The organism is Pseudescherichia sp. (assembly GCF_032052675.1).
In the GTDB taxonomy this organism is placed as follows: domain Bacteria; phylum Pseudomonadota; class Gammaproteobacteria; order Enterobacterales; family Enterobacteriaceae; genus Pseudescherichia.
In genome coordinates this window covers 210,744-229,737 of the sequence record NZ_DAMBWA010000002.1, presented here as the reverse complement: position 1 = coordinate 229,737, position 18,994 = coordinate 210,744, and the positions used below count along the sequence as shown (strand labels likewise).

18 protein-coding genes are annotated in these 18,994 nt (G+C 55.2%); 10 read left to right on the top strand and 8 right to left on the bottom strand.

All coding sequences use genetic code 11. The annotated features are described in order from the left end of the window. Position 1 precedes the first annotated feature (1 nt). Positions 2–475: a GNAT family N-acetyltransferase gene (locus RTX96_RS03620; protein ID WP_103820224.1), complete on the top strand. Its 474-nt coding sequence runs from the start codon at positions 2–4 to the stop codon at positions 473–475. Between the two features lie 37 nt (positions 476–512). Continuing rightward, positions 513–743, top strand: a complete 231-nt coding sequence (pptA, locus tag RTX96_RS03615) for a tautomerase PptA (RefSeq protein WP_312267855.1) — start codon at positions 513–515, stop codon at positions 741–743. Positions 744–778: 35 nt separating this feature from the next. On the opposite strand, the gene RTX96_RS03610 is transcribed toward pptA, so the two are convergent. Beyond that, positions 779–1,354 (bottom strand): flavin reductase family protein, encoded by a 576-nt coding sequence (locus RTX96_RS03610; RefSeq protein WP_103820226.1) that lies wholly within the window; start codon positions 1,352–1,354, stop codon positions 779–781. A 227-nt stretch (positions 1,355–1,581) separates the two neighbouring features. On the opposite strand from RTX96_RS03610, the gene RTX96_RS03605 reads away from it, so the two are divergent. The 4 genes from RTX96_RS03605 to RTX96_RS03590 all read left to right on the top strand — a co-directional run bounded on the left by RTX96_RS03605 (position 1,582) and on the right by RTX96_RS03590 (position 5,352). Then, positions 1,582–2,295 (top strand): ABC transporter ATP-binding protein, encoded by a 714-nt coding sequence (locus tag RTX96_RS03605; protein ID WP_103820280.1) that lies wholly within the window; start codon positions 1,582–1,584, stop codon positions 2,293–2,295. After that, positions 2,295–3,263: an ABC transporter substrate-binding protein gene (locus RTX96_RS03600; RefSeq protein ID WP_312670352.1), complete on the top strand. Its 969-nt coding sequence runs from the start codon at positions 2,295–2,297 to the stop codon at positions 3,261–3,263. The genes RTX96_RS03605 and RTX96_RS03600 overlap by 1 nt, the downstream gene beginning before the upstream one ends. Before the next feature lie 39 nt (positions 3,264–3,302). Beyond that, entirely contained in the window at positions 3,303–4,958 is a 1,656-nt protein-coding gene (locus RTX96_RS03595) for an iron ABC transporter permease (protein WP_312670161.1), read from the top strand. 145 nt (positions 4,959–5,103) lie between these two features. Next, positions 5,104–5,352, top strand: a complete 249-nt coding sequence (locus RTX96_RS03590; protein ID WP_312670160.1) for a biofilm development regulator YmgB/AriR family protein — start codon at positions 5,104–5,106, stop codon at positions 5,350–5,352. Between the two features lie 49 nt (positions 5,353–5,401). On the opposite strand, the gene RTX96_RS03585 is transcribed toward RTX96_RS03590, so the two are convergent. The 3 genes from RTX96_RS03585 to RTX96_RS03575 form a co-directional block, all read right to left on the bottom strand. Beyond that, entirely contained in the window at positions 5,402–5,620 is a 219-nt protein-coding gene (locus tag RTX96_RS03585) for a hypothetical protein (RefSeq protein WP_103820230.1), read from the bottom strand. Positions 5,621–5,780: 160 nt separating this feature from the next. Next, on the bottom strand, positions 5,781–6,068 hold the full coding sequence (locus RTX96_RS03580; protein ID WP_312670159.1) for a hypothetical protein: 288 nt from the start codon (positions 6,066–6,068) through the stop codon (positions 5,781–5,783). Between the two features lie 99 nt (positions 6,069–6,167). Continuing rightward, entirely contained in the window at positions 6,168–6,422 is a 255-nt protein-coding gene (locus RTX96_RS03575) for a biofilm development regulator YmgB/AriR family protein (RefSeq protein ID WP_312267860.1), read from the bottom strand. Positions 6,423–6,763: 341 nt separating this feature from the next. Between RTX96_RS03575 and treZ the strand changes: the two genes are divergently transcribed. The 3 genes from treZ to glgX all read left to right on the top strand — a co-directional run bounded on the left by treZ (position 6,764) and on the right by glgX (position 13,255). Beyond that, positions 6,764–8,551 (top strand): malto-oligosyltrehalose trehalohydrolase, encoded by a 1,788-nt coding sequence (treZ, locus tag RTX96_RS03570; RefSeq protein ID WP_312670158.1) that lies wholly within the window; start codon positions 6,764–6,766, stop codon positions 8,549–8,551. After that, a complete protein-coding gene (gene treY / locus RTX96_RS03565) occupies positions 8,548–11,082 on the top strand; it encodes a malto-oligosyltrehalose synthase (RefSeq protein WP_312670157.1) in 2,535 nt (844 codons plus the stop codon). The genes treZ and treY overlap by 4 nt, the downstream gene beginning before the upstream one ends. A 97-nt stretch (positions 11,083–11,179) precedes the next feature. Next, the gene (gene glgX, locus RTX96_RS03560) at positions 11,180–13,255 is read left to right on the top strand and encodes a glycogen debranching protein GlgX (RefSeq protein ID WP_103820234.1); all 2,076 of its coding nucleotides are present in this window, start codon (positions 11,180–11,182) and stop codon (positions 13,253–13,255) included. A gap of 101 nt (positions 13,256–13,356) precedes the next feature. On the opposite strand, the gene adhP is transcribed toward glgX, so the two are convergent. The 4 genes from adhP to RTX96_RS03540 form a co-directional block, all read right to left on the bottom strand. Then, a complete protein-coding gene (gene adhP, locus RTX96_RS03555; protein WP_103820235.1) occupies positions 13,357–14,367 on the bottom strand; it encodes an alcohol dehydrogenase AdhP in 1,011 nt (336 codons plus the stop codon). Between the two features lie 198 nt (positions 14,368–14,565). Further along, positions 14,566–16,263 (bottom strand): NAD-dependent malic enzyme, encoded by a 1,698-nt coding sequence (locus RTX96_RS03550; protein WP_103820236.1) that lies wholly within the window; start codon positions 16,261–16,263, stop codon positions 14,566–14,568. A gap of 183 nt (positions 16,264–16,446) precedes the next feature. Continuing rightward, a complete protein-coding gene (gene sra, locus RTX96_RS03545; protein ID WP_072015219.1) occupies positions 16,447–16,584 on the bottom strand; it encodes a stationary-phase-induced ribosome-associated protein in 138 nt (45 codons plus the stop codon). A gap of 130 nt (positions 16,585–16,714) precedes the next feature. Next, complete coding sequence (locus RTX96_RS03540) at positions 16,715–18,256, bottom strand: methyl-accepting chemotaxis protein (protein WP_312670156.1); 1,542 nt, start codon at positions 18,254–18,256, stop codon at positions 16,715–16,717. 302 nt (positions 18,257–18,558) lie between these two features. On the opposite strand from RTX96_RS03540, the gene RTX96_RS03535 reads away from it, so the two are divergent. Continuing rightward, positions 18,559–18,984: a DUF2231 domain-containing protein gene (locus tag RTX96_RS03535; RefSeq protein WP_103820238.1), complete on the top strand. Its 426-nt coding sequence runs from the start codon at positions 18,559–18,561 to the stop codon at positions 18,982–18,984. Positions 18,985–18,994 lie beyond the last annotated feature (10 nt).

Below are 18,994 nucleotides of genomic sequence, written 5' to 3'. Positions count from 1 at the left end.
GGTGGTAACGTTCAGATCCCCAACCAGCCGTGAGTTTTCGGCTTTTGTTGACTATTTTATCCCGGATTATGCCGCCGAGATCGTCAGTAACTATCGTCTCTCAGAGGTGGATGCCGTTGAGCAGGCGCGGCGTGAGCTGGAAGCCAGCTTTCCCGACGGTGCGAACAGTTCCGGACAGGTACTCCTGTGCATTATTCTGAGCGAGTCTGATAAAGAAAACCATATTGGCTACCTCTGGTACAAGCCAGATCCGCAGCTGCATTCAGCCTGGATCAATGACTTCTACCTCTTCCCCGCGTACCGGGGGCAAGGTTTAGGTAGCGAAGCCATGAAGCTGCTTGAGCAGCGCCTTGTGGAAGAGGGCTATAAGCAGGTTAAACTGCGGGTAGCTGCCGGTAACGCCCAGGCCAGACGGGTCTATGAGAATAATGGTTTTAACGTAACCGGTATCAATATGAATAAAGTGTTGGGATAACAACCCGGCCAGATGCTAATACAACGAGGAGTTTGCTATGCCGCATATCGATATTAAATGTTTCCCCCGCGACCTGACCGACGAGCAGAAAACCGCTCTGGCAGACGATATTACCGCCGCGATTGTCCGCCATCTCAATAGCAAAGAGAGCTCGGTGAGCGTTGCGCTGAGCCAGGTTCAGCCTGAGGACTGGAAGGCGCAGGTGTGGGATACGGAGATTGCCCCGCAGAGGGAAGCGCTGATCAAAAAGCCGGGCTACGACATGTAGTTTGCTCTCCCTGCCGTTAGCGGCAGGGAACACGGCTACTTATCATTAACGCTCATCTGCTTGCCGCTGGTGACAAAGGTTCCGCCGCCCAGGTGGTGCAGGGTATTGAGCTTGTCATCATCAAACTGCCAGCGACCGTTGATAAACGCGCGCTCGTCGGCCGCGGCGGCGACCACTTCGCCAAACAGCGTATCGTACTTCTCCTGCGCGGCGGTAGCCGGCAGCAGGCGACACTCCATCCACGCCAGACAGCGCTCCTCAACCACCGGCAGACCTAATACCGGGCCAGAGATGACCGGAATACCGTAGCAGTTAAATTTATCCTCATCGCGTCCGGTGACGCTCCCCACCGCGTAGGTCCAGTTTCTGGCGGCCACGCCGGGAACCACGATGCCAAACATGCCGCTGCGCTCAATCAGCTCCCGCGACCAGGCGCTCTTGTCGATCACGATGGCAATGCGCGGCGGGGAGAACTCCACCGGCATCGACCATGCTGCCGCCATGATATTGCGGCGATCGATCTGTTCGTCCCGGCTGGTGATCAGTACGGTTGGACCGTGGTTAAGCAGGCGGCTGGCGTGCTCCAGCGCAACGGGGCGGAAATAACTCATTGTGACTCCTTAAAGTGACCTTGCTGCATTAAAGGCTGCATGGCGGATTAAATCAAGTCGCAACATTAGCGTCATCGCGCCGTAATAAAGCCTGCCTATAGTCGCCAGCAACCAAGTCCCAAAGAGGATAACAATATGTTTGCTCCCCTGTCTTTTGTACAGGTGAGTGCGTCCCGTCATTTTCTGGCGACGGGACGTTGTCGGCTTCCTGCTGCAGGAGGGCGATGATGCACGCACTCACTCGTATCCGTCTCGAAGGTGTCTCGTACGCCTTTGCCACCCATACCGTTCTTCATCAGATCGATCTGCATATCGAACCCGGCAGCATTGTGGCTCTGCTCGGGCCGTCCGGCTGCGGGAAAAGTACGCTGCTGCGCCTGCTCGCCGGGCTGACGCAGCCTGGGGAAGGGGAGATCTGGTTTGGCGATCGCCGTGTGGCTAAGGCTGGCTGGGCGCTGCCGCCCGAAGCGCGCGATATCGGCATGGTCTTTCAGGACTATGCTCTCTGGCCGCATATGTCCGTGGCGCAAAACGTGGCTTTTCCGCTCAAAATGCGCAACCTACCGCGTAATGAACGCGACGTTCGCGTCGCCGAGGCGCTGGCGCGGGTAGGGCTGTCTGACTTTGCCGATCGTAAACCCTCCGGACTCTCCGGCGGGCAGCAGCAGAGGGTGGCACTGGCCCGGGCCATTGTCGCTCAACCGCGGGTGCTGCTGTTTGATGAACCGCTCTCCAATCTCGACAGCGAGTTGCGTGAGTCGCTGTGCCTGGAGATGTCGCGCATCCTGCGCCAGTCCGGCACGACGGCGGTCTACGTTACCCACGATCGCCAGGAGGCCGAACTCATTGCCGATCGCATTGTGCATCTCTCAGCGGGTCGCGTTGCCGCGTCCGATATCGTTACGTCTGATTTAGTTACAACATACAATGGAGTTTCATGATGAAAGCAGTACCGTCTGTAATAAAAGGAGTTGCATTAGCTATGGCATTATCTGCAATAAGCCTCTCCAGCGCGCAGGCGCTAACCGTCTACACCGCAGGGCCGGGATCGCTGGCAAAAGGGCTGGCAGCAGGTTACGAGAAGAAAACCGGCGTCAAAGTTAATATCTTCCAGGCAACAACAGGGAAGGTGATGGCGCGTCTGGAGGCCGAGCAGGCCAATCCGCAGGCGGATATTCTTATCTCCGCCTCCTGGGATACGGCGGAAGATCTGCACAACCGTGGCTGGCTGCTGCCACACCAAAGCGGGAACGCTGAAAAGGTGCCGGCTAATCTGAAAACCAACGACTATGTTGCCCAAGGCATCTCGGCGCTGGGTATCGTCTGGAACAGTAAGAGCGGAACGCCTGAGCCAAAAGAGTGGCAGGATCTCACCTCTGCGGATTTCAAAGATAAGGTCACCACGCCTGACCCTGCGCTCTCCGGCGCATCGCTCGATCTGCTGATCGGTCTGCAAAACGGGATGGGTGACGAGGCGTGGAAGCTGTTTGAACAGCTGAAGCAGAACGGCATGGTGGTCAGCGGGCCTAATGCCCAGGCGGTAACACCGGTTATGCAGGGGGCAAAAGCTGCCGTGTTTGGCGCGGTAGACTATGGCTCCTACGGCAATATCGCTCAGGGTGAATCCCTGAAAGTGATCTTCCCGACCAGCGGTACGGTGATCGCCCCACGCCCGATGATGATCCTGAAAACGACCCAGCACCCTGATGACGCTAAAGCTTTTGTGGATTACGTGCTCTCACCTGAAGGGCAGGCGCTTGTAGCCGATGCCTGGCTGATGCCGTCCCGCACCGACGTCGCGGCTAAGCGTCCGCTGCTTAATGAGCTAAAAATTCTGCCGACTACCAACGATGGCAACAGCGAGCGCAGCGACGTGCTGAAACGCTTTAATACGCTTTTCGCGCAATAATTATCTCGCGGGGGCAACCCCGCTTTCAGGATAGCCGTTGTGAAACAGAAATTTATTACGCTCACTACCGTGGCGCTGCTGGCGATCCTGGTCGCGCTGCCGTTGCTGTTTATCGTCCTGCAGGCCATCTTCCCGCAGTTTAGCGCGGGCTCTTTGAGTGGCGCATTTAGCGGCATCGCGCCGCAGTTTCTAGACCCGCAGCTACCAGCCATGCTGGGCGGTACGCTGTGGATCGCCGCTGGGGTTGCGCTGTTCAGCGCTCTGATTGGTCTGCCGCTCGGCGTCATGCGCGGGCTGTTTAATCTTCCGGCTCCGAGGCTGTGGGATCTTATCTTTTTGATCCCGTTTCTCACGCCGCCCTATATTGCCGCGCTCTCCTGGATGCTGGTTTTACAGACCAACGGCTACCTGGATCAGCTGACGGGCATCGACCTTAACGATCTGCTTTTTAGCCGCAGCGGCATTGTGCTAGTCATGACCCTGAATATCTTTCCAGTGGTCTATTTTGCCGTTTCGCGCAGCCTGCTCGCCAGTGGACAAAGGCTGGCACTGGTTGCCCGGGTGCATGGCGCCACGGCCTGGCGGGCGTTCTGGCATATTACGCTGCCGATGGTCGCTCCCGCACTGGCGGCAGGCATGCTGTTAGCCTTTACTCTGGCCATTGAGGAGTACGGCGTCCCGGCTGCGTTAGGTTCGCGCTCAGGGGTAGTGATGATGACGGTGGGCATTGAGAAGAAGCTTGCCGACTGGCCAATCGATCTGCCCGGCGCGTCTCTGCTCTCCATGATGCTGATCGTTATTGCCTTAGCGGGGTGGTGGCTCCAGCGTCGTCTGATTGGGGATAAAGAGGTCACCAGCGTGACCGGAAAACCTACTGAGAACCAGGGGGCCACGCTCGGCATCGCCGCCGTTCCGGTGGTCATGGTGATGGCACTCACCGGCTTTCTGGCGGTGGGATTACCCGGTTTGTCGATGGCCATCACGGGCGTAATGTCTACGCTCTCTGGCGGAGTGGCGTGGAGTAACCTGACGCCTCAGCACTATCAGGCGCTTTTCTCCCAGCAGGGCGATGCGCTGTCGGCGTTGGGCACCAGCCTGTCGCTGGCGCTGGCCGCGTCGCTCATTACCGGTCTGCTTGGACTGCTTGTCTCGTGGCTGGTTGTCGTCAGACAGATTAATGGCCGAGGTGTGCTGGACGCGCTGTCGTTATTGCCAGCAGCACTGCCGGGCATTGTCGTTGGTATCGGTCTTATTCTATTGTGGAACCGCACCTTCTGGCCCGTTTCGCCCTACAATACCTGGGCGATACTACTGCTCTCTTACTGCTGCCTGCTGATGCCGTGGCCAGTGCGTTATATCACCAGCGCGCTGCGCCAGCTGGGCGGCAATCTGGAGCCAGCCGCCCGCGTCCACGGTGCAAGCGCGCTACAGGCGCTGCGCTTTATCGTCATGCCGCTGGTCTTTCCTGCCATGCTGGCCGCGATGCTGATGGTGTTTGCTATCGCCTCACGCGAGCTGGTCACCTCGCTTCTGCTCTCACCAGCCGGAACACAAACCGTAGCGGTCTTTATCTGGCGGCAGTTTGAACAGGGATCGGTCGGGCAGGGGATGGCGATGGCTACCTTAACGCTGCTCACCGGGCTTGTTCTCATGCTTACCGCGTTGACGATAATGCAGCGTAAAGCACGAAGCTGATAATAATTTGCGCAGACATGCTCAAATAGTAGACAGTTGAAACGGGGACTATTGCGCGGGTGAAAATTGCTGTCTACGTTTATTCCGGTAATAATTTTCTCTCGCTATCTGGAGAGACGAATAACTTAAAACTGAAGGCATATTGATGCACAGCGCAACAACCGAAGACCAATTAAACACCTTGTTCGACCAGGGTATTCAGGCTTTTGAGGCCGAACGTGTTCTCATCAAAGAACTTGCTCAGAATCTCAAAAGTAACCGAATTGAGGTAAATAACAAGAATCTGATCCTGGCATTGATCAGACTGCTCGAAACTGAAGATGACGTGGTCAAGCTTGATGTCTACCGCAACGCACTTGAGCTGATCGTGCAAAAAACACCGGACGATCTGTAACGTTATTTGAAACGCCCCGTATCGCTTTGTCAGGATACAGGGCGTTCGCTTATAAAGGTTTTACCAAACGAGCTCTGAGATAACGGATACAGGTTTCGAGTGTGCGCTGTAGCTGCTTCTCTTTTACCATCACTCTACGGGCACGAAGTACCATCATAAGATTGTCCGCATTAACCGGCAGACGTGAATTCATTAGCCAGGTTGCCGCCTCACCAATGACCTCTTGAATCTTTTCAAGTCCAACCTGTTCATCTTCGTTCAATTGCACTCTCAATGCTGAAAGGGGTTTGTCTTCCAGGCGTGTTAGCCAAGATCAAATTCACAGAGAGCATTTAGGGGAACATGCTTAAAGCAAGTCTGATTAGAAGGGCGAAAAATAGCAGAAAACCTGTTAATCATACGGATTAAACAGGTGTCACTGCTTGATGCTAGTGTTTGTAGACGGTGGTGGGGTGATTAAAAACAGCGTCACGCTTATGAAGCTTCAAAGAGCGAGAGGAACGGGTGCCACTGTTGGGAAGCGTTCTGAACTGATGTACCCCGTTGATAGCCGTGCGAAAAGCTTCACGTCTGCCATGATCGCATTCATCATGGAGACTCTCCTGCAACTGGCCTATAAGGGCATCAAAAGAGACACTGTCGTCAGATTCAAGAAGCGACATGACTGCCTCTCCCATAACTTTATCTACCAGCCTTTCCTTATCATTTTTGCTCATTGAGCCTCTCAGTAATTATATGGCGCTGGACTGCATATCAAACTAGCAGTATGCCCGCTTATGCTTGAGATTGACAGGTATATTATACATGCATGAATGTTATGAGCGATTGTTTCGTAAAATTAAACGCATCAAGTCGCTAAGATGAGCCGCAACGATCGGATCGGTTTCAGATTCGATTCGGGAAACCAGTTTTAAACAGATAGTGCGCCTGCTGATAATTTGACCAGCGCGTAACAGAGCCATGACGATATCTCCCAGCATCTCCTCACGTGAGGGAACGCTCTGCATTACTGCACGCACATCAGCACTTACATTGTAATCATGTGCATGTTTTACATCTTTATCACACATATCTGCGTTTCCGGTCCGAGTCGATCTTGTGCTTGCAGAGGAGGAGTGGGGTTAGCCGCCTCAGCCATTTTATTTTGATGCCTAATAATATCGGGAAGAAACGGCAAATGAAAAGAAAAGTGATATTTTTTTACCTCGCCTCAGCAAGGATTTAAGGGTAAGCCCTTTATTTAAATACGATATATCCTATTAATCATTGTACATAAACCTTCCTTAAGTAGAACTGCATATCACTCTCTGCATCATAGACTATGATTTTATGTACATGCGGTCAGGAGAGGTAACTAGCCGAACACCGTTTTACACCCTTTCATCACGTCTGCGTTTATTGAGGTATCTGCATGGAGTCCAGATCTTTTCTTAAAAGCTGGGGGGCCGAGTTCGTGGCCGCTGACACAGTGCGTTTTCGTGTTTGGGCAAGCGGTCAGGAGAGCGTCACGCTCAGGCTCTCAGGCAAGGAATTTAAGATGAACCCGGCCGGAGATGGCTGGTTCGAATTTTCTACAACCGATATCGCGCCAGACGCGGAATATAACTATGTTCTGGCCGACGGTACCGTCGTGCCGGATCCTGCGTCCCGCGGACAAAAGGCCGATGTGAACGGCCCATCGCTGGTTGTAAACCCGGATAGCTATCGGTGGCAAAATACCCAGTGGCGTGGGCGCCCTTGGGAAGAGACCGTTTTTTATGAGCTACATGTCGGAACCTTTACCCCAGAGGGGACGTTTAGGGCCGCAATTGAAAAACTGCCTTATCTGGCAGACATGGGTATCACCGCTATAGAGATCCTGCCCGTGTCGCAGTTTGGCGGCAATCGGGGTTGGGGCTACGATGGCGTGCTGCTCTATGCGCCGCACTCTGCCTATGGTACGCCGGATGACGTAAAAGCCTTCGTTGATGCCGCTCACGGCTACGGCATATCGGTTGTGCTCGATATTGTGCTGAATCATTTCGGCCCGGAGGGTAACTATCTGCCGCTGCTGTCGCCAGATTTCTTCCACAAAGAACGAATGACGCCCTGGGGACCCGGTATTGCCTATGACGTTGACGCCGTGCGCCGTTATATTGCCGAAGCGCCGCTCTACTGGCTGAAAGAGTTCAACCTGGACGGTCTGCGCTTCGATGCGATCGATCAGATCGAAGATAGCGCTGAGAAGCACGTTCTGATTGAGATTGCCGAGCGCATTCGCGCTGAGATTACCGACCGGCCTGCCCACCTCACCACTGAAGATTGCCGGAATGTCATCTTCCTCCATCCGCGAGATGAAAACGGTTCAGCGCCGCTGTTCAGCGGCGAATGGAATGACGACTTCCACAACGCCGTACACGTTTTTGCTACCGGCGAAACGCATGCCTACTATCAGGACTTTGCTGACGCGCCGGAAAAACACGTAGCGCGAGCGCTGGCTGAAGGGTTTGCCTATCAGGGAGAGGTATCACCTCAGTCTGGCGAAGCACGTGGTGTGAACAGCACCGCGCAGCCGCCGGTGGCTTTCGTCGACTTCATCCAGAACCATGACCAGACGGGCAACCGTGCCCAGGGTGAGCGATTGGTTACCCTGGCGGGCGTCGAGCGCACTAAGGTGCTGCTGGCTGCGCTGCTTCTCTCCCCGCATATCCCGCTGCTGTTTATGGGAGAGGAGTACGGTGAGAGTAATCCTTTCCTGTTCTTTACCGATTTTCATGGCGATCTCGCCAAAGCCGTGCGCGAAGGGCGGGCCAAAGAGTTTGAAGGTCACGATGGCTACGAAGGCGACAGCGTGCCCGATCCCAACGCTGAGAGCACCTTTATGCAGTCAAAGCTGGACTGGAAAAAGCTGGAAGGAGACGAAGGGCGCGCCTGGCAGGCGCTAACCCGGGCACTGCTGCGGCTGCGCCAGCAGCATATCGTGCCGCTTTTGGCTACAGCCGGAGGTCATTCAGGGCGAGTAGTCAACACGGCTGTAGGTTTCCTTGCTGTGACCTGGACCTTCCCGCAAGGCACACTCTCGCTGGCGCTAAATATTGGTGAGCGTAATCAGACCCTGCCGGATCTACCCGGCGAAACCGTTTTTGCCTGGCCGAATGCGGCAGATGAACTGCCGCAAAACTCAATTGTTGTTCGCCTTGCATCAGGAGAAGCAAAGTGAAGATCCCAACCGCGACTTATCGGATTCAATTTCGTAACGGCATGACTTTTGACCGTGCCGCTGGCCTCGTGCCCTACATGCAGCAGCTTGGCATCAGCCATCTCTACGCCTCACCGATCTTTACCGCCACCTCAGGCTCCACGCATGGCTACGACGTCACGGATGCCAACGAGATCGAGCCTGCTATTGGTGGGCGCGAAGGCTTTGATCGGATGGTAAACGCGTTGAAAGAGGCGGGCCTCGGCCTGATTCTGGATATCGTTCCGAACCATATGGCGGCGTCGTTGGAGAACCCCTGGTGGCGCGACGTCATTGAACACGGCGAAAAAAGCCGTTACGCCCGCTATTTTGATATCGACTGGTCGCGTCGTCTGACTCTGCCGTTCCTCGGAGATACTTTTGAAGCCGAGCTGGAGAAGGGGGATATCACCGTTCAGGCCGATCCGCAGACGGGCAAACCTGCTTTTGCCTATTTTGAGAGCTTCTATCCGCTTTGCCCGGAGAGCTATCAGGGCCGCGAAGAGGAGGTGCTGAAGCTCACCGATAACGCAGAGCTTATTGCACTCCATGAGCGTCAGCCCTATCGGTTAATGACGTGGCGAGACGCGCCGCGCGATCTCTCCTATCGTCGTTTTTTTGAAATTACTGGTTTGGTGGGTGTTCGGGTTGAAGACGATGCGGTCTTTGACGATAGCCACCGGCTGATCCTCGACCTGGTCCGCAGCGGGGCGGTAGACGGGCTGCGTGTAGATCACGTAGACGGCCTTGCCGATCCTAAAGGATATCTCCAGCGCCTGCGCCAGGAGGCCGGAGCCGACTGCTACCTCACCGTTGAGAAGATCCTCGGCAAGGGTGAACATCTGCCGGATGACTGGCCGGTGTCCGGCACCACAGGCTACGAATTCATAGCCGCGCTCTCTGACGCTCTGGTAGACGACGACAGGCTTGCCGCGCTGCGCAAGGCCTACGATAAGGCGATGGAAAAGCAGGTCGATATGAAAGCCGAGCTGCGTGCGGCGAAGCTGCTGATGGCTGACAGAAATTTTGAAGGTGAATTTACTACCTTGCTGAAGCTGGCGCTTGGCATTGCTGAGTCAGAGGGGATCGCGGCGCAAGAGAGTAGTATTCGCAGTGCGTTGCGGGAGCTTCTGGTTGCTTTCCCGGTTTACCGTACCTATGGCACCGCGCAGGGGCTTCCAGCTGCTGATGCTCAGCTCCTGCAAAAAGTGGCTGACAAGGTCAGAGCCAGCGCTACCGCCCCGGACCCCGATGCGCTCGACTTTATCACCCGGATCCTTGCGGGCGCGCTTTCTGACGCTGCCTCTGAGAAAGCATCGCTTTTCCGCACACGTTTTCAGCAGCTTACAGGGCCGCTGATGGCAAAATCCGTGGAGGATACGCTTTTCTTCCGCCAGAACATGGGACTGGCGCTTAATGAGGTGGGGGCCGAGCCGCTGCCGCGTATTTTCTCCCTTGATCGTTTCCACGCCGAGATGAAAACCCGGCTCGAGAAACAGCCTGATGCGCTCTCCGGCACCTCGACCCACGACACCAAGCGCGGCGAGGATACCCGCGCGCGGCTCTATACCCTGACGGAAGCCCCGGCGCGCTGGGCGGTCTGCGTTGCCCGCTGGCAGGAGCTCAACCAGCATAAGGTGGTCGAACTTGAGGATGGTCCGGCACCGAAACCCGCGGGGGCGTGGATGCTCTATCAGGCCCTGGCGGGCGTCTGGCCCGTTACGCTTCAGCCCGACGACGTGGAAGGCCTGAAGGCATTAGAGGAGCGCTTCCTGGACTTTGTCGAAAAGGCGCTGCGGGAAGCGAAGCTGCGTACCGACTGGGTCGACAGCAACGATCCTTTTGAAAAAGCGATGCTTGATTACGCCCGGCATCTGCTTTCGCCGGATAACCAGGCCTTCCTGCAGGATTTTGTTAGCTCCCTACAGCCGTTTATCCGGGCAGGTCTGGTCAACAGCCTGACCCAGACGGTGATTAAGCTCACCGCGCCGGGTGTACCGGATATCTATCAGGGCAGCGAGGCGCTTAATTTCAGCCTTGTCGATCCCGATAACCGTCGCGAGCCCGATTTTGCCACGCTGACTAAGCAGCTGACCGAGGACGATCGCCCCGTGGTCACCACCGAAGAGAGCTGGCAGAGTGGCCTCCTTAAACAGCAGGTTATTGCGAAGAGCCTGCGCCTTCGTCAGCAGAAACCCGCGCTGTTCCGGCATGGCGACTATCTGCCGCTGACGGTAACGGGGGAGCGGGCGGATCACGTTATCGCCTACGCACGAATGACTCCCCGGATCAGAGGCGGTGATGCGCTGATCGTGATTGCGCCGCGCCTCGCCCTGCGGCTACCTGACGATGCTGACGCAGCATGGTTTACCGATACCACGATTGCGCTGCCAGAAGCACTCGCAGGCCGCCGCTACCGCAATATTCTCAGCGGAGAAATTATCTCCCTGGAAGAAAGAATTGATTTAACCAATACCACTGGAGATGTACCGCAAATATTGATCGCTGAATGACTATTCGCCTGATTTTTTGCAGCGCTTAATCGCGCCTGGTTGCTTATTGCCTAAAGGAATGTGCCCTTTGAAGTCCACATTCTATGGAGAAGAATGAATGAAACACCGTAATACCTATCACATCCTGCCGGGGGATTATCACCTTCTCGGTGCTAACTACGATGGCGAGGGCGTTAACTTTGCCCTTTTCTCGGCGCATGCAGAGCGCGTTGAGCTTTGCCTCTATGATCCGAGCGGCAAGAATGAAATCGCACGCATGGATCTGCCAGAAAACACCCATGAAGTCTGGCATGGTTACGTACCCGGCCTGAAGCCGGGCGCGCTGTACGGTTTTCGCGTGCACGGTCCGTTCGATCCAGAAAACGGCCACCGCTTTAACCCGAACAAGCTGGTCATCGATCCCTACGCCCGTGAACTGGTCGGCGACGTGGAGTGGAACGAAGCGCATTTTGCCTATGACATGCTGCATGAGGATAAGGATCTGACCTTTGATAAACGGGACAGCGCGCCGTTTATGCCGAAGTGCCGGGTCGTTAACCCCCATGAGTTTGACTGGCAGGATAACAATCGTCCCAATATCCCGTGGTCGCAGGCCATCATCTACGAAACCCATGTGAAGGGCTTTACCCAGCTCAATTCGGCGCTGCCGCAGGAATTGCGCGGTAACTTTGAGGGGATGGGGCACAAAGCGACCGTGGACTACATCAAAAGTCTGGGTATCACCTCTGTCGAACTGCTGCCGGTCCACTGGTTCCCGGACGACCAGCATCTGCTCGATCGCGGGCTGAAAAACTTCTGGGGCTACAATACGCTTGGCTTCTTTGCGCCAGCCTCTCGTTACTTCGGACCGAAAGGCATTCAGGGCTTCCGTGATATGGTGCGCGCCTTCCACGATGCGGGTATCGAAGTGATCCTCGACGTGGTCTATAACCACACCGCGGAAGGTAACGAACTGGGTCCAACGCTGTCGTTTAAGGGTATCGATAACTTCTCTTACTATCGCACCATGCCCGATCAGCACCGCTACTACATTAACGATACCGGCACCGGGAACACCGTTAACACCTCCCATCCGCGCGTACTGCAGATGGTTATGGACTCCCTGCGCTACTGGGCCGAGTCGATGCATATTGACGGCTTCCGTTTCGACCTCGGGACTATTCTTGGCCGTGAGCCGGAAGGCTTTGACCAGCGCGGCGGCTTCTTTGATGCCATGACCCAGGATCCGGTGCTCTCTAAACTCAAGCTGATTGGTGAGCCCTGGGATATCGGTCCGGGCGGCTATCAGGTAGGTGGATTCCCGCCGGGCTGGGCGGAGTGGAACGATAAATATCGTGACACGGTGCGTGAGTACTGGAAAGGCGACAACGTTGCCCCTGATTTCGCCTCCCGCCTGCTGGGCTCTGGCGACCTCTACGACATTCGCGGCCGTCGCCCCTGGGCCAGCGTTAACTTTATTACCGCTCACGACGGCTTTACGCTGAACGATCTGGTGTCGTACAACGAGAAGCACAACGAAGAGAATGGCGAAGAGAACAACGACGGTCATAACGACAACCGCTCCTATAACTACGGCGCGGAAGGTCCCACCGACGACGAAAATATCAATGCGATCCGCGAGCGGCAAAAACGGAACTTCCTCGCCACGCTGTTCTTCTCGCACGGCACGCCGATGCTGCTGGCCGGGGACGAGTTTGGCCGCAGCCAGATGGGTAACAACAACGGCTACTGCCAGGATAGCGAGATCTCCTGGATTCACTGGGACGATCTGCCAGCCTCCAGTGAGGCGCTGCGCGAGTTTACCCGCCAGGTTATTAAGCTGCGTACTGAGCAACCGCTGCTGCGCCGTGAAAGCTGGCGCGACGGCCTGCTTATCGAGTGGTTCAACGCCGAGGGGGGGATCCAGCAGCCTGAGCACTGGCATGAAGGTTCGGCTCTGGTGGTCTATATCAGCCGGCCAGATTTGAAGCCGGAGGAGGGGATCTGGCACGATATACTGATGCTGCTCAATCCGTTTGAGGAGAGCATGCAGTTCCGTATTCCGCAGCCTGGCGAGAGCGGCTGGGTGCTGGAGCTGACCACTTTTGATACGGAATCCCGCGGTATTGTCATTGATAGCGAAACGGATTTCACTCTGGAAGGGCGCAGCATCGCGCTGTTCAGAAGACCCTAATCAGAAGATGATCGTTAGCAGCGCTTACCCAGGCGCATATCGATAATAAACGGCTCTGCTTTTACACTCAGCAGAGCCGTTTTTGCTTCTGGATCTATGCCTTAACGACGGAAATCGATCACCATACGGCCACGGATTTTACCTTGCTCCATCTCATGGAAAATAGCGTTGATATCTTCCAGCGGGCGCGAGGCGACTTTCGGCACCACTTTACCTTCGGCGGCAAACTGGAAGGCTTCGGCCAGATCCTGGCGCGTGCCCACCAGCGAACCCACAACCTGAATGCCGTCCAGCACGAGGCGAGGGATGTCGAGGCTCATTGACTCTGGCGGCAGGCCAACGGCAACCACGCGTCCACCGGCGCGTACCGCATCTACGGCGGAGTTAAACGCCGCTTTAGCGACGGCCGTGACTACCGCCGCATGCGCACCGCCGGTTTTCTGCTGAATAATCTGCGCTGCGTCTTCATTCCGGGAGTTAATGGTCAGATCGGCGCCCATCTCTGACGCCAGGCTGAGCTGCTCATCATTCACATCAATGGCAATGACTTTGGCGTTAAAAACGTTCTTCGCATACTGCATCGCCAGGTTGCCAAGGCCACCAAGCCCGTAGATCGCAATCCACTGCCCGGGTTTAATATGGGAGATCTTGATTGATTTATAGGTCGTCACGCCTGCGCAGGTAATACTGCTGGCGGCGGCAGGATCCAGACCATCCGGGACTTTAACCGCGTAGTCCGCCACCACGATGCACCCTTCGGCCATGCCGCCATCGACGCTGTAGCCCGCGTTTTTCACCTCGCGACAGAGGGTTTCATTACCGCTGTTACAGTATTCACAGTGCCCGCATCCCTCATAGAACCAGGCCACGCTGGCGCGATCGCCAGGCTTCAACGACGTTACGCCCGGGCCTACCTCTTCAACAACGCCGATGCCTTCATGGCCCAGGATCACCCCGGTCTTATCACCGAAATCGCCGTTTTTAACATGAAGATCGGTATGACAAACCCCACAGCACTCCATCTTTAGCCGCGCCTCGCCGTGGCGAAGTGGGCGTAAGGTTTTTTCTTTAATTTCGACTTGATGATCGTGAGTGACAACAGCAGCTTTCATTTTTATCTCCTTAAGGTATGCAGTCGGTTAATGCATAACGTAACGCGTGATAAGTGAACGAAATTACTCCTTTAGGATTAATGACTTCTGGAGAAGTTGCAACCGCGCAGACACATTCTGCAATGATTTATGAGAATAATTCGCAAATGCCAGCGAGGAGAGGGAGGCCCGGCAAGCGTAGCGCCGCCGGGCAACTGATTAAATAGAAGTTCGACGATAGCTGCGGTACTCAGGCCGCCAGAAGTTATCATCAATCGCCTGCTGCAGCGCCTCGGCGGAGGTTTTCACCGCCACGCCCTCCTGCTGGGCTACTTTACCTACCGCAAACGCGATGGCCCGGGAGACGTGCTGGATCTCATCGAGGCCCGGCAGCACCATGCCGTTGTCGTTGGTGCGCAGCGGGGAGTGCTCCGCCAGCGTTTCACTTGCCGCCATCAGCATCTCGTCAGTAATGCGCGACGCGCCAGCGGCGATGACACCCAGCCCGACGCCCGGGAAGATATAGGCGTTGTTGCACTGGGCAATCGGGTAGAGCTTATCTTTCCACTGCACCGGCGGGAACGGACTGCCGGTCGCTACCAGCGCGTTGCCGTCGGTCCAGGTGATGATATCCTGCGGGGTCGCCTCTACGCGGGAGGTAGGGTTCGAGAGCGGCATGACGATCGGGCGCGGGCAGTACTTATGCATCTCACGGATAATTTCTTCCGTAAAGAGCCCCGTCTGACCCGAAACGCCGATCAGGATATCCGGCTTAACGTTGCGTACCACGTCCAGCAGGGAGATGGCGTCGCCGCTGGTCTCCCAGTTCTGAATATTCTCCTGCTTCTGCACCAGCTTGCTCTGGAAGGGCAGCAGGTTCGGCATCTGGTCGGTCAGCAGGCCAAAGCGATCGACCATATAGACTTTTTGCCGCGCCGCCGCTTCGCTCAGCCCCTCGCGCTGAGTTTGGGCCACGATCTGCTCGGCAATACCGCACCCGGCGGAACCGGCGCCAAGGAAAACAATTTTTTGATTGCTCAGCTGGCTGCCTGCAGCACGGCTTGCCGCAATCAGCGTGCCGACCGTAACGGCCGCCGTGCCCTGAATATCGTCGTTAAACGAGCAGATCTCGTTGCGGTAACGGTTGAGCAGCGGCATGGCATTTTTCTGGGCGAAGTCTTCAAACTGCAGCAGCACGTCCGGCCAGCGCTGCTTCACGGCCTGGATAAACTCATCGACAAACTCGTAGTATTCGTCACCGCTGATGCGCGGATGACGCCAGCCCATATAGAGTGGATCGTTAAGCAGCTGCTGGTTGTTGGTACCCACATCCAGTACTACCGGCAGGGTATATGCCGGGCTGATGCCGCCGCAGGCGGTATAGAGCGACAGCTTGCCGATAGGAATGCCCATGCCGCCGATGCCCTGATCGCCGAGACCCAGAATACGTTCGCCGTCGGTCACGACGATCACTTTAATATTGTGCGCCGGAACGTTCTGTAAAATGTCATCCATCATGTGGCGATTTTCGTAGGAGATAAACACCCCGCGTGCGCGGCGGTAGATCTCGGAGAAGCGTTCGCAAGCAGAGCCGACCGTCGGGGTGTAGATCACCGGCATCATCTCATCGAGATGGTTTTCCACCAGCCGATAGAAGAGCGTTTCGTTAGTGTCCTGAATGTTACGTAGATAGATGTGCTTATCGATATCCGTTTTGAACCCCTGATACTGCAGCCAGGCGCGTTCAGCTTGCTCTTCGATGGTTTCCACCACTTCAGGAAGCAGGCCGAGCAGGTTAAAGTTGCGTCTCTCTTCAAGGCTAAAGGCGCTGCCTTTATTCAGCAGGGGGAACTCCAGCAGTAAAGGGCCAGCATAGGGGATGTAAAGCGAACGGTTTTTCTTGTACTTCAGCAACATCTCTAAAACTCCTGGGTAAACAAATCCCGGCGATGGCACGGTTACCTGCGTGCGAACGGGGTAGGTAGTACGGCGGAGGGAAGTATAAAGCATGCGTATTGCAATTACTTGTTACTTCGCTGAAACATATTCATAAATAAAAGCGCCACCGGAGCGGTGGCGCGGGAAGGGTTCAGGCGTGCCTTACTGGGCGCGGCGATGGCGCCCGTGGCGATGCGTGACCACTTTTTCGCTGCCGTCGTCGCTACGCACGACTTTGCGCTGGTTCGACAGCTTGTAGTCCAGACCTAAAATATGACGTGCCTGACGATTCGTTCTCATGCTAACTCCTTAATTCTGTAAATAGTTTCAAGGACCAGCCCGCAGTTGCAGGCCGGGCAAAGCGTAATCCCATAGCTCAGGCAGTATACCGCGTGCAGTGAACGAAAAATGTGCTGCACGGTTGATTACGTTAATTTCCTCCGCCAAAAACCTGCACGGCGCGCTGCAGGCGTGCGGAGCGGGAGGAGAGGTCGCAGGCGGCGTCGGTGACCCGCTCAACCATGCCGGTATTGTTGTGGGTCATGACGCCAATACGCGATACGGATTCGTTAATTAGCGTCAGCGCCTGCGTCTGCTCCTGAGCGGCGGTGCCAATCTCTTTAATCATGGTCGACATCTGGATTACGTTATCGATCATCGCTGTCAGGTGCGTCTCGGTGTTTTCCACCCACTTCACCCCGCTGCTGACGTTAGCAACGTTCTGTTCAATCAGGGTTTTGATCTCCTTCGCGGCAGAGGCGGAGTGCTGGGCCAGGTGACGCACCTCGGCGGCGACCACGGCAAAACCGCGACCCGCTTCCCCGGCGCGGGCGGCTTCTACGGCAGCGTTAAGCGCCAGAATGTTGGTCTGAAAGGCGATGCTGTCTATCACGCTGATAATATCCACGATCTGCCGGTTATCCCGGGAGACAGACTGCATCATGGTGATGGTTTGCTTCATAATATTGCCGCTGTTCATTGCGTTGCGGCTGGTCTCATCTGCCCGTATCATCGCATCAGCGGCTGTCTCCGCCGTCTGTTTCACCGCGCTGGCAATCTCCTCTACTGCCGCCGCCGTCTGGTGGAGATCCGCCGAGGTCTCTTCGCTACGCTGCTGTAGCGACTCCCCCTCTTCAGAGATGCGATGGCTGATTTTACGGATCCCATTCAGCTGCGTGGTGACGTCCCCAACCAGAGAGTTGAGGTTCAATCCAGACTGATTCACAAGGCGCAGCAGCATGCCGATCTCATCGACGCGGTTCAGTTGAATATAGTCGGCGCGTCTTCCAGACACTACGTTTTGCATTTGCGTTAAGATTAATTTTAATGGGCGTGAAATCTGCAGCTGTAAAAACAGCGCGACGAGTAAAAACAGTATCACCGTTGTGCCAGACATTATCAGCGCAGGGAGAGGAATAAATGGCAAGACAGCTATCAACAAGGCGGCAGTGCCTAAAGCCAGATTAATTCGCCGGGAAATAGTGAGCCACTTAAAAAGCGATAAAAAAGAGAGAGGGCCCCGGCGAATCAACACGCCTTTATAGAAGCGATAGCCTTTAAGTTTATTGGCGTTTATCTGCGCATAAAGATTTTCACTTGCGCTAATCTCGTCCCTTGTTGGAATATTCCTCACCGAGATGTAACCGGTCAGCTTTTGCTGCTGATAAACCGGAGTGACGTTAGCGCGCACCCAGTAGTGATCGCCGTTGTGACGCCGATTCTTCACCAGCCCCGTCCAGCTCTCTCCCTGCTGGATGGTAAACCACATATCGGCAAAGGCGGCCGGAGGCATGTCAGGGTGGCGAATAATATTGTGCGGCTCGCCAACCAGCTCACTTTCATCAAACCCGCTGGCAGTAATAAAAGCAGAGTTAGCATAGGAAATATGACTCTGCGTATTCGTTGTCGACATAAGCGTCGTGCCATCGTTAAGTAAATACTCTTTCTGTGTAACGGGAGTGTTACGCTTCATGAATAACCCCACAATCAAGCGTCGTGCAGCAAACAAAAAAGAAATGGATATTGTTTTTATAGCTCGCGCATTCTCCACTATGAAAGCAATAACGGAAAGTAGCTAAAAGAAATATTTTTAATTGCAGCAAAATAATATTTACGGTGTCGGTTATAAAAATGAAAATAGATAAATAGGGAGTTGTTAATACCTCAGCGCTCGGCAAAACCTTAACGCAAATAGAAAGGGTATCGTGCTATATCGCAAAAATAATCTAACCTTTACTCGTAACGTTAATCGCTGGACAGGCTCAGGAGATGGACATGCACACCCCTAACGCTTCAGGACGTTCGCGCTTTGCTGTAGCGCTGTATGAGCTACTTAATCCCATCCCACTCGGCTTTTTTACCGCCGCCTGGATCTTTGACATTCTCTATATCAAAAGTATGCAGATCATGTGGACCGACGCCGCCAGCTGGCTGATTGTTATCGGGCTGGTGATTGCCATTATTCCGCGGGTCATTAATCTGGTGCAGGTCTGGATAGGGCATCGCTACGCCTTTAGCTCGCCCATTAAGCTGCACTTCTGGCTTAGCCTGCTCGCCATCTTGCTGGCGATAGTTAACGCCTTCATCCACAGCCGCGACGCGTATGCCGTGGTCCCGCTGGGTGTGATCCTGTCAACGTTAGTGGTGATCCTGCTGCTGCTGGCGAATGTTCAACTCGCGCTGCGTCAGCGTAATGCTTAAGGAGAAGCTC